9 protein-coding genes are annotated in these 11,698 nt (G+C 49.3%); 1 reads left to right on the top strand and 8 read right to left on the bottom strand.

Going from position 1 to position 11,698, the window contains the following annotated elements:
* Window positions 1-78: 78 nt before the first annotated feature.
* The 8 genes from VZT47_RS07480 to VZT47_RS07445 all read right to left on the bottom strand — a co-directional run bounded on the left by VZT47_RS07480 (window position 79) and on the right by VZT47_RS07445 (window position 10,540).
* The gene (locus VZT47_RS07480; protein ID WP_330224346.1) at window positions 79-1,155 is read right to left on the bottom strand and encodes a glycosyltransferase family 9 protein; all 1,077 of its coding nucleotides are present in this window, start codon (window positions 1,153-1,155) and stop codon (window positions 79-81) included.
* A complete protein-coding gene (rfaE2, locus tag VZT47_RS07475) occupies window positions 1,152-2,612 on the bottom strand; it encodes a D-glycero-beta-D-manno-heptose 1-phosphate adenylyltransferase (protein ID WP_330224345.1) in 1,461 nt (486 codons plus the stop codon). Before rfaE2 ends, VZT47_RS07480 begins: the two co-directional genes overlap by 4 nt.
* Before the next feature lie 18 nt (window positions 2,613-2,630).
* Window positions 2,631-3,803 carry a glycosyltransferase gene (locus VZT47_RS07470; RefSeq protein WP_330224344.1) on the bottom strand — a complete coding sequence of 391 codons (1,173 nt, stop codon included), beginning with the start codon at window positions 3,801-3,803 and terminating at the stop codon, window positions 2,631-2,633.
* Between the two features lie 11 nt (window positions 3,804-3,814).
* Window positions 3,815-4,798 carry an NAD-dependent epimerase gene (locus VZT47_RS07465; RefSeq protein ID WP_330224343.1) on the bottom strand — a complete coding sequence of 328 codons (984 nt, stop codon included), beginning with the start codon at window positions 4,796-4,798 and terminating at the stop codon, window positions 3,815-3,817.
* 84 nt (window positions 4,799-4,882) lie between these two features.
* Window positions 4,883-5,473: an SGNH/GDSL hydrolase family protein gene (locus VZT47_RS07460; protein ID WP_330224342.1), complete on the bottom strand. Its 591-nt coding sequence runs from the start codon at window positions 5,471-5,473 to the stop codon at window positions 4,883-4,885.
* Window positions 5,474-5,571: 98 nt separating this feature from the next.
* A complete protein-coding gene (locus VZT47_RS07455) occupies window positions 5,572-8,709 on the bottom strand; it encodes an efflux RND transporter permease subunit (protein WP_330224341.1) in 3,138 nt (1,045 codons plus the stop codon).
* Between the two features lie 9 nt (window positions 8,710-8,718).
* Entirely contained in the window at window positions 8,719-9,903 is a 1,185-nt protein-coding gene (locus VZT47_RS07450; RefSeq protein WP_330224340.1) for an efflux RND transporter periplasmic adaptor subunit, read from the bottom strand.
* A 169-nt stretch (window positions 9,904-10,072) separates the two neighbouring features.
* The gene (locus VZT47_RS07445) at window positions 10,073-10,540 is read right to left on the bottom strand and encodes a YhcH/YjgK/YiaL family protein (RefSeq protein ID WP_330224339.1); all 468 of its coding nucleotides are present in this window, start codon (window positions 10,538-10,540) and stop codon (window positions 10,073-10,075) included.
* Window positions 10,541-11,016: 476 nt separating this feature from the next.
* Between VZT47_RS07445 and VZT47_RS07440 the strand changes: the two genes are divergently transcribed.
* Entirely contained in the window at window positions 11,017-11,679 is a 663-nt protein-coding gene (locus VZT47_RS07440) for a methionine synthase (protein WP_330224338.1), read from the top strand.
* Window positions 11,680-11,698: the final 19 nt, after the last annotated feature.

The following is an 11,698-nucleotide window of genomic DNA, read 5'->3' as shown; positions in this document are numbered from 1 at the left end:
TTTATCCCCATAAAAAAAGCAGTGAAAGCACAAGCCTTCACTGCTTTTTTATGGAAGAAATACAAAGCTCTCAAAGCGTTATTTTTCCAGCTTTTCTGCCTTTCTTAATGCTTCTTCTCCCGCTTCAATGACTTCTTTCACGGTAATTTCAGAAATGGGGGTATATTTGCCGGATTCAATGGTCTTTTTCACATGTTCCGGTCCCATGGGCATGTCCCAGGAAGAAAGGGCTTTCGAACAGGGACCCAGGGGATGATGGAATTTCGCATTGCTGGGACCGAACATGGCAATCGTGGGCACGCCCCGGCTGTCAAAGACATACATGGGACCGCTGTCATTTGTAAAGGCCAGACTGCAGCGGCCCGCCGCGGCCATGAATTCCCCCATGGAAAAATGGCCGGCAGCAATGATATATTTCTTTGATTTCATCACGGAAACCGCTTCGTCGATGAGGGGCCGCTCCGAAGGGACTCCGAAGAAAACAGGAATCATCCCTTTTTCGGCAAAATGGTCTGCCACTTTTCCGTAATTTTTCGCTGGCCAGTTCTTTTCCTTTGTGGAGCTTCCCACAGAAAGGCCCACCAGGCGGTCATTTTCCGTAATGCCTTCAGAAGCAAAAAATTCATCCGCTTTCTTTTCCCATTCCGGAGACATGTAGGTCCGCATGCCGTGATGAGAAAGATCCTTCACGCCCAGCCGCTCCAGCACCTTGAGGTACTTGTCCACAGCATGGGAATTGTAAGTCTCAATGGTCATGGGCCAGTCCATAAAAAGCCGGTCAATCCGCGTACCCGCTTCTCCGCCCCAGTGCTTCGGATGCATGGCGAGGGCCAGCATGGTGCTTCTTGTAGTCCCATGAAGGGTGAGAAGGATATCCGGATGAAGAGCGCCGATCTTCTTCCCCACTTTCCAGGTGGCGGCCAGCCCTTTTTCCTTTCCATGACGGTCAAAAGGAATGAGGACGTCGATATCCGGATTGTATTTGACCGACTCCAGGAAACGGGCATCCATAACGAGAATGATTTTTGAACCTTTGGCTTCCCGCCGGAGCACTTCAAGGAAAGGGGTAATGGAGACCATATCCCCGAAATAAAGCATGTATATGATGACGATTGTCTTATTTTTCAAATCTGCCTGTACTTTTAAATCGCTCATGCCTGTTCCTTACGTATCTTATGAATCAGGGAAGTGGTGGAATAGCCGTCCACGAATGGAAGGATTTCCACTTTTCCCGCATACTGCCGTCCTGCCACTTCTTCCACTTTATAGTCTCCGCCCTTGACAAGGATATCCGGTCTCAGATGGGAAAGAAGTTCTTCCGGCGTATCTTCATCAAAAATAACCACTTCATCCACACAGCGCAGCGCCGCCAGCATGAAACTCCGGTCTTCTTCATTGTTCACCGGTCTTTCGGGACCTTTCAAAGCCCTTACGGAGCGGTCTGAATTGAGACCGATGATGAGATGCTGCCCCAGGGAGGCCGCCTGCTGGAGGTAGGTAATATGCCCCCGGTGAAGGATATCAAAACAGCCATTGGTGAAGACGACCGTTTCTCCACGGGCTTTCCACCTTTTTACCTTTTCCTCCGCTTCTTCCAGGGAAAGGGGAAGGTAGGAAAGGCGTACATTCCTCCGTCCCAGCCAGGCCTGAATCAGTTCATCCCTTTTCACCTGGTAGGTCCCGACTTTGGAAACTGCAATGCCTGCCGCTTTATTGGCCAGCTCCAGGATAGTCTCCATATCCATTTTGGCTGCCGATGAAGCCGCAATGACTGCCATGACCGTATCTCCGGCTCCGGACACATCGAATACGTCCTGGGCCACGGAAGCGCGATGAATGGCTTTATTTTCGGAAATGCAGGTAATGCCCTTTTCCGAACGGGTCACGAAGAGATGGGTGAGCTGGAATTTCTCCCGTACCTCTTGTCCCGCTTTCAGGATGGCCTCATCCTCATTAGGCACATCCCTTCCCAAACAGTCCGATATTTCCTTGATATTGGGCGTAATGCCATAGGCTCCGGTATACTTGGTCCAGTCGCTTCCTTTGGGATCCACCAGTACAGGAACCGAATATTTCTTCCCAAGACTGATGATTTTCTCAGAAAGGGCATCCGTAATCATGCCTTTGCCATAATCGGAAATCACGATGCTGCCCAATCCCTGGCGAAGCAGATTTTCCAGCCAGTCGAGGAGCTTTTCCGTTTCCTCTTCCGAGGGCGATTTCTTTTCTTCATAATCCAGCCGCATCATCTGCTGCCGGGCGCCAAGAATACGGATTTTGGCCGTGGTATGGTAAGCATCGTCCGTAATGATACCGGACGTATCGATGCCCGCCTTCTGAAGGAGTTCAGAAAGAATGGCGCCATCGCCATCATTGCCTTTCATGCCCGCCGCATAGACAAGGCAGCCAAGAGACGCCAGGTTCGCTGCCGTATTGGCAGCCCCTCCCAATACGTCTCTCTGTGACTGGACAAGATTCACCGGTACCGGGGCTTCCGGGGAAATACGGTTTACTTTCCCTGTGATATAACGATCCGTCATAAGGTCGCCAATGACGGCAACTTTGATATGAGTGATTTCATTTTTTAAAAAATTTTCACCAGCCTGCTGCATAGGTTCTCCTGTCTTTCTTCATTTTGCTGCTTTCTGAAGGAGCTTGTCCCAGGAATTCCACACCACTTCCGGGTGGAAAGACTCCATGGATTCCCTGGCCCCTTTCCCCAGCTTTCTCCGAAGCTTCTCATCCTTCATCAGAGCTGCAAGGGCCTTGCTGAAGGGTTCTGGTCCTTCCTCTACAAGATACCCGTTTACATCACTTTTGATCAGTTCATTCACCGATGAACAGGTCTTATAGCCCACTGCCGGTATCCCGACTCCCATGGCTTCAGAAAGAGCCAGCGGGAATCCCTCATGATGGCTGGGGAAGGCAAAGATATCCGTCCCTTCCCAAACGCCCTTCATATCCTTCGTCGTTCCTTTAAGGAAGACCCGGTCCGTGAGGCCCTTTTTCTTAATGAGGCTTTTCAGGGCCGTCACATAGGCCTTGTCATAGGTATCCCCCCAGATTTGTACCTTCCAGTTTGGGAAATCCTTCGCAATGAGACTGAAAGCCTCCACCAGAAGATGCTGGCGCTTCGTACGCCCCGTGACTCTTCCCACATTGGTAATCACATGGACGTCCCTGTCCTGACCGGGATCTGCAACGAGATCCGGGATATTGACGGCATTGGGGATATAGACGAAATGGTCGTAATCCAAGTACTTTTCCGCCTTACCGATAAAGGAAGGCATGAGGGCCTGGATATAGCGGCTCTTTTTCAATGCATTTTTTTCCTCTTTCGGAGAATGAAGAAATATTTCATCCGGATCATTATGAAGCATGGAAATCACAGGAATCTTTGTGGAAATACCATCCAGAAGAAGACGGCCCGTAGGTTCGCGGAATGAAACAATGACATCCGGTTCTGTTTCTTCCAGCACCTTCTGAAGCGCCTTCTTCCCCTTGAGGAGGATTTCATAATTCCTGTTTCTTGCCCCTTCCTTACTGAAGGCACGAGTCACTTCGCGCATAATCTTGTCAAAAGTGCCGGCATGGATGGCTTTCATATCCTCCATATGGAAAAGATTGTACAGCCTGACGTCATCCGGCAGAGGATAGAAAGGATATCCTTCTTTTTCGTCAGCCATGACGACGGAAACCTCATAATTCCTGTCTTTCAGGGCAGAAGCCATACGGGAAAGGACATGCTCAATGCCGCCGCTGTAACCCACGTATTTGTGCAAGTTGGCCAGTAATACCTTCATAGTAACACCTGTTATTTCACATGGTAATAGTCTTTATACCAGGCTGCGAAGTGAGACAGTCCCTCTTCCAGCGAAGTGGAAGGCTTGAAACCGAAATCCTTTTCCAGTTCGCTGATATCCGCATAGGTCTGATAGACGTCGCCGGGCTGCATGGGCAGGAATTCCTTCTTTGCCTTTCTACCGATGGCATCCTCAAGGATTTCAATGAATTTCATGAGCCGCACAGGATGATTATTTCCGATATTATAGACTTTGTAAGGATCGCCATCCTGATTCGGCTTTGCCGGAGATTCCAGCATGCAGCAGATGCCGTTTACGATATCATCCACATAGGTGAAGTCACGAAGCATATCTCCCTTGTTGTAGACCTGAATCGTCTCATTTCTCACAATTTTATTGGTAAACTTGAAATAAGCCATATCCGGACGTCCAAAAGGTCCATAGACGGTAAAGAAGCGGAGCCCCGTGGCCGGAATTTTATAGAGATGGGCATAGGTGTAGGCCATGAGTTCGTCGGACTTCTTGGTCGCCGCATAAAGGCTGATGGGATGGTCCACGAAATCATCGGTGGAGAAAGGCACTTTTTCCTGATTCCCATAAACAGAAGAACTGGAAGCAAAGAGAAGATTTTCCACAGGGTAATGACGGCAGGCTTCGAGGATATGGAAGAAACCAACGATATTGGACTGGATGTAGGAATCGGGATGATCAATGCTGTAGCGTACCCCTGCCTGGGCAGCTAGATTGACCACAATATCCGGATGAAAGGCAGTAAAAACTGTCGTCACCGCCTCTTTGTCAGCCAGGTCGCCTTTGATAAAGGTATAGGGGCCTCCTTGGCTTTTCAGGTCTGCCAGGCGGTCTTCCTTCAGTTTCGGATCATAATAATCATTCATATTATCGAAGCCGATGACTTCATACCCTTTTTCCAGCAGTTTTTTACTCAGATGATAGCCAATAAAACCGGCGCCGCCGGTGACAAGAATTTTTTTCATAGGGTTCACTCCCGTAATTCAATGATATTATTCTTTATTATACCAAATCGGCCGCTTCCATGGGACCCGTTTCAGAAAAGGGACTCACGATTTCCAAAGCTTTTCCGCACAGTCTGCCATGCGTTCATAGCCGGTGCGGTTTGGATGAATGCCATCCGAATAATAACGGTCATCTGCCGGAAGAGATTTCTGAAAATCAATGAACGGAAGGGAAAGTCCGGCAGACAGGCTCCTCAGGAATTCGCCATACTTCTCGAGATCTTTCTGATTGGCCTCAAAGAAATCTTCCTGCTGCCAGCCGGTGTAAATGCTTTTCTCCGCAGCCGGAATGGGAATGCCCAAAGTCAGGGGCACTTTTTCTGAAATATTTCCAACTTCTGTCTCTACAATCCTTTCCAGTACGTCAAGGCGGAGACCACAAAGGATATCATTGATCCCGCCCATGAAAAAGAATCCTTCCGCTTTCCCGAGACGGGTCGTAAAACCTTCCATGAGGTCAAAAATATCCCTCACCCCTGCCCCGCAGGCACCATGATTATAGAAAGAGATTCCCTGTATTCTTTTATCCAGAAGTTCCACCCATCCCTGTCCGGGAAGGACGCCAAAGCCCGCCGTCAGGCTGTCTCCAAAGCAGTGGATGATTTTGATTTCCTTTTGATTCCAGCTTTTAGTCATAACCCTTCACCCCATGTCCATCATATCACAGAAAGAACTTTTTCATACCTGTTTCCATAAAAGAACAGCCTCTCCGGAGAGAAGCTGTTCTTTTTATATTATTCTTCCACTGTTATATTCTTTCTTGGTTTCTTGAACCCATGGATTCGTTCAATGACGATGTAAAGCATAGGTACAATGAATACCTGGAAGAAGGTGGCAGAGAGCACGCCGAATACGACGGCAATACCCATTTCGGAACGGGAATTGGAACCTGCGCCCGTAGAGAGAGCCAGAGGTACGTTACCAAGGATGAAGGCGAAGGAGGTCATCAGGATCGGGCGGAGACGAATCTTCGATGCTTCGATGGATGCCTTGACCACTTCCATGCCCGCGTCAGTACGGACTTTCGCATATTCGACGATCAGGATGGCGTTCTTTGCGGCCAGGCCGATAATGGTGAGAAGACCGATCTGGAAATAAATATCGTTGTAAACGTTGAATGCAAAGGCACCGAGGCAGGCACCGAAGAAACCGGTCGGGATACCAAGGATGACCGAGAATGGGACTTTCCAGCTTTCGTAAAGGGCTGCCAGAGACAGGAATACGAAGAGCATACCGAAGGCCAGTGCATAAATTGTCTTGCCGCCGGCTTCGCGTTCCTGTGCAGAAGATTCAGCGAAAGCATAAGAATAACCATTCGGCAGAGTCTGTTTCGCCACTTCTTCCAGCGCATCCAGTGCCTGACCGGAGGAATAACCATCTGCCTGGTTACCGCCAATCTTGACAGCCGGGAAGTTGTTATAACGGGTAATGACAGCTACGGCATTCGATCTCTTCGGGGTAATGAAGTTGGAAATCGGAACCATATTGCCATTGTTGTCACGAACGGTAAGGAACTTGTTGTCATTCACGCTCATACGGTATTCCGTGTCTGCCTGAACGATAACCTTGTAGTTACGGCCGAAAGTGGTGAAATCGTTGACCTGGATAGAGCCATAGTAAGCCTGAAGGGCTGTGAAGATATCGCCCACGTTGACACCATTCCTGGCTGCTTTTTCACGGTCAATATTGAAATTATAAGAAGGAGTATCCATACGGAACGTGGTGTAAGCCATCTGGATTTCAGGACGCTGGTTGGCAGCAGCCAGGAATTCACCGATAATGGCCTGCATGTTTTCGTTGGAATCGCCGTTCTTATTCTGAATGTACAGAGAGAAACCGCCGGAGTTGCCAAGGCCCGGAATTGGAGACGGGTTCAGAGGCATCAGGGATACGCCGGGATGGGTGGCATTGAAGGCAAAGCCCTTGGCCATGACGGCATTGATCTGTTCACTTGGAGCCTTGCGGTCATCCCAGGGTTTCAGCTTGATGAAAGACAGGCCGGCATTTGGTTTCTGTCCATCGGAAAGAATATCAAAACCTACAACACCCTGGGTCGTATCTACAGCAGGATCTTCCTTCATGAAATTCAGGAATTCCGTGACATACTGGGCCGTACGGACGTTGGCAGAGCCTTCGGGCAGGGAGAAGGCATTGAGGAAATACCCGTTATCTTCCTGAGGAATAAATGCGGTCGGCAGTTTGATAAACATGAAAGCTGCGAGCACGAAGAGGACTACCAGTGTACCAATCGGGAACACAATGGCATGAGCCAGTTTTTCAAGGATAGCACCATACACTTCAATCATATGGTCAAAGCCATCATTGAATTTATCCCACATGCGGTCAAACCGGCCTTTGTCGGCTTTCTTCTTTGCCGGTTTCAGGAGGCCTGCGCAGAGAGCAGGGGTCAGGGAAAGTGCGGTGAATGCGGAAAGCAGTACGGAAACCGCAATGGTCAGGGCGAACTGTTTATACAGGATACCCATGATGCCGCCCAGGAAAGCAACCGGCACGAATACGGCAGCCAGAACGACAGCGACGCCGATTACCGGGCTCTGTACCTTCGCCATGGCTGCGACAGTGGCTTCTCTCGGCTGCAGATTGTTATACCGCATTTCATATTCCACGGCTTCAATGACGACGATAGCATCATCGACGACCAGCCCGATTGCCAGGACCATGGCAAAGAGGGTCAGTGTATTGATTGTAAAACCAAGGACGTTGAAAGCTGCAATGGTACCCAGTAAAGATACCGGTACGGCAATCATCGGGATGATGGTAGAGCGCCAGTTCTGCAGGAAGATATATACAATGATTGCTACAATAACGAGAGCTTCTACGAAAGTATGAATAACTTCATTGATAGAGGCGAAGATGAAATCCGTATTATCCGCATTGATGACGTAAGTCATGTCATCGGGGAAAGTCTTGGCATCTTCTGCCAGTTTTGCCTTGATGGCACCGATGGTTTCTACCGCATTGGCATCATCGGTCAGGGAGAAGGCAACGGTAGCGGCTTCTTTTTCACCGGCCCGGGCTATAAAGTCAAATCCCTTTGCCGCCAGCTGGATTCTGGCCACATCTTTCAGATGAAGAAGGCTGCCGTCACTGTTGGTCCGAAGAACGATATCCCCGAATTCCGCTTCCGTCACGAGACGGCCTTTGGCAGTGATGACATACTGGAAAGGCTGATCCTTGGTGACCGGAGCCGCACCGATATGACCGGCTGCAATCTGTTGGTTCTGGCTCGTGATGGCTGCAATGACTTCGCCGGCAGTCATATTGTTCTGGGCCATCCGGGTCGGGTCAAGCCATACGCGCATGGCATAATCGGAACCGAATTCCTGAACCGTACCGACACCCTTGATCGACTTCAGTTCGTCCAGATAGTTGATACTGAAATAGTTTTTAAGGAACGTATCGTTGTATGTACCATTTGGTGAAATCAGGCTGACTACAAGAGCCATATCACCGGAGGACTTTCTGGTAGTAACACCGATCGCTCTAACTGTCTCCGGAAGACCTGCGTCAGATGCGGTGACGCCATTTTGTACACGGACCGTTGCCATATCGGAGTCCGTACCTGTCAGGAACTGTACGGTCAGCGAGTAACTGCCGTTGGAGTTACTGGAGGAAGACATACTGTCGAAACCTTCGACACCGACGACGTTCTTTTCTATGACTTCTGCCACCGTCTGGGCCACGACTTCTGCATCAGCGCCTGGATAGGTTGCTCTTACGGAAACCTGGGGAGGCGTGATTTTCGGATAACGGTCAATTGGAAGACTGAAGCAGGAAAGAATACCGGCAATGGAAATGACCAGTGCCACAACGATGGCGAAGATAGGACGTTTAATAAAGAAATTAGCCATAGTCCCTCCTTACTTCTGTGATTCCTTCGTGCCGCCCTGATCCTTGATGGAATCGGCAGCAGACGCTTCGAGGGCTTCCTTCGTAGTTTCACTTGGATCCACAGGCTGTCCTACCTGGACTTTATTCTGGCCTTCTACGATAATGACATCGTTTTCATCAATACCACTGGTGATGATGGTATAAATACCATAAGTACCACCAAGCTTCACGGCTTTCTGGGCTACTTTTCCATCGACTACGACGTCAAGCATATCCTTGGCCAGGAGCTGGATCAGAGCCTTTGTCGGAACGAGGATGGAATTCTTTGCAATTTCATTATCAGAAACAAGGGCTGCATACATGCCCGGGACAAGGACGTTATCCGGGTTCGGGAAGGAAGCTTTGAGGGAGAGCTGGCCGCCGGTCAAAGTCGGATTGACCTGTACGATCTTGCCGGTGTGTCCATAAATGGAACCGTCGGAAAGGCGGATTTTCAGGGCATCCCCCAGCCTGCCGGTGGCATTACCATCTTTGTTCAGGGAGAGGTATTCATTTTCAGACATATCAAACTGCACGTAAATGGGATCCGAATTGGAAATCGTGACGAGCGGAGTCGTGCCGGCTGCGGCAAAAGTTCCGACGTTTACGTCATCCATGGAAAGGGTACCGCTGAAAGGAGCTGTCACGATGGTATCATTCAGGTTGTGGGAAGCAATTTCCACCTGGGCCTGAGAAGCTTCCAGGACTCCCCGGTATGCTTCAGTAGCCGCCTTCTGGCTGTCATAAGCCTGACGGGAAATGGCGCCGGTGGCAATCAGTTTTTCATAGCGGGCCAGATCACGGTTGGCATTTTCATAATTGGCAGCAGCCTGGGCAGTCTGTGCCTGGGCAGCGGCGAGAGTGGACTGATAGTTTCTCGTATCCAGACGGAAAAGAGGCTGGCCGACTGTGACTCTTTCACCGCCGGAAATGAACTTTTCCGTTACCGTACCGGAAACCTTGGCCCGTACCGGCACTTCCTGCAGAGCCAGTACGGAGCCGGTATATTCACGCATAATCGGCGTATCGGACCTGAACGGTTTGAATGTGGTCACCTTCATGGCCTGCTGCTGAGCAGCCCCATTTTTGGATGACCCACAGCCTCCGGTCACGGCAGCGGCGGAAAACAGCAATCCTGCCGCCAGTACTGCGGCTGCAATCTTCTTATATTTCATAAGGTACCCCCTTGCAAAAGAAAGTGGGAAGGTCAGCCCTTCCTCCTTGAAACCATTCTCTCTTTTTAATCTTACTTATTTTAGCAAACAGTTGACTTTAAGTCAATATAAATAGTAAAACAATACCTCCAAAATGATAGAAAAAATTTTTTGAATTCTGTCCCCTGTTTTATATCCTGTCCACCGGTACCTTGACGACTGCTTTACGCAGCTTTTCCGGTCCCTTCTCTCCCATGCAGAGAGGACGATGGAGATCGGCGGGGAAGAAAATGGCAAAGCGGCCGGTGGTGAAATAGATGGCTGATTCTTTTTCATCGGATTTGAAGAAATAAAGATCCCTGTCCTCATGGGCCTCGATGATTTCTTCCTTTCCGGAAGCCGGATGGACGCCGATCCATTCTTCCTTTCCTTTGATTTCAAACTGGATATCGATGAATTTCCTGTGTCCTTCCAGTTTCCTGTCTTCCCTCGGTTCCGTGGAAGGAGACTCTACAGACATCTGGCAGCCCAGTATGTCATATTTCCCATCTCTTTTTTCGGCAAAAGGAAATTCTTTCACCGCCTCGAGGCAGAGAAGAAGAAATGAGGGAATCTGCTTTTTATAGGCATCCAGATGGTTGATATCACCGGCAATCATGATGATCCTCCTTATAATGAAAAATGTTTTTCTTTTTATCATATCACAATTTGAAGGAAGTCCTCAATTTTTCAGAGGTAATAGATGCTCACCTGCCAGAATGAATATGCCTGTTATACATACACTGTCAATTGAATTTCTATCTGTCCCTCTGAATTGACAGTGACCACAATCTATGGTATAGTTTCAGTTAATTACAGATTTGTGATGAAGAGAAGAGTATGCGGAAAGGACCGGCAAAGAGAGCCCCGTGTGGTGAAAAAGGGTGCGGAAGGTTCTGCAGAAGATGGACTCCGAGCAGGGATGGCCGAATCATGAAGTCTCCCGGGTGCGCCCGATACAGCGCTCAAGTATCAAGGCATGTGCCGGCGTACCTACAGAGGTTTCTTCAGCAATGAAGAGATAAAATTGGGTGGTAACACGAATCTTTCGTCCCTTTGGGAGGAAAGATTTTTTTATTTGTCAAAGGAGGTTATATGCCTTTCTATAATGGAACATTGTTTACCATTGACAGAAAAGAAATGCTCCGCTACGCGGGCATGAATCCAAAGGCTCCTGACTTCCCGAAAGAAAAGGTGGATGAGGCCATTGAAGAAGCCCTGGCCCTTGCCGAGCCAAGGGGCATTTGGAAAGTCCTCCCCTACGACCCGGAAAAAGGAATCGTCCAGGGAAAATCGCCTCTCCTGCTGACAGGAAACAGCATCCGCCATCATCTTTCTTCCTCTTTCTCCGTGGCCGTCATGGCTGTCACTGTGGGAGATGAAATAGAAAAAGCTTCTGATGATGCTTTCAGAAATGGCCGGTATGTGGAAGGGCTTCTTCTCGATGCCGCCGCAACTACGGCCACGGAACATCTGGCAGACCAGGTGGACCGGCTCATTCAGAAAGAAGCGGAAAAAGACGGGCAAAAAACGGCCTGGCGCTTTTCCCCGGGCTACGGGGACTGGCCGGTTACGGCACAGAAAGAGTTTGCCCGTATCATAGAAACAGATCAGATCGGTATTTCCGTAACGGACCATTCCATGCTGTTTCCAAGAAAATCAGTCACTGCCATTATTGGTATTTCCAAATGCAGCCAGCGCCCGGCGCCGGCCAAGTGCAGGACCTGTTCCCTTGTGACCTGCCCATTCCGGCATTAAATGTCTATAATAAGAAGAA

The organism is Dialister sp. (assembly GCF_036343215.1).
Taxonomy (GTDB): Bacteria; Bacillota; Negativicutes; order Veillonellales; family Dialisteraceae; genus Dialister.
This window is presented reverse-complemented; position numbering and strand designations above follow the sequence as displayed.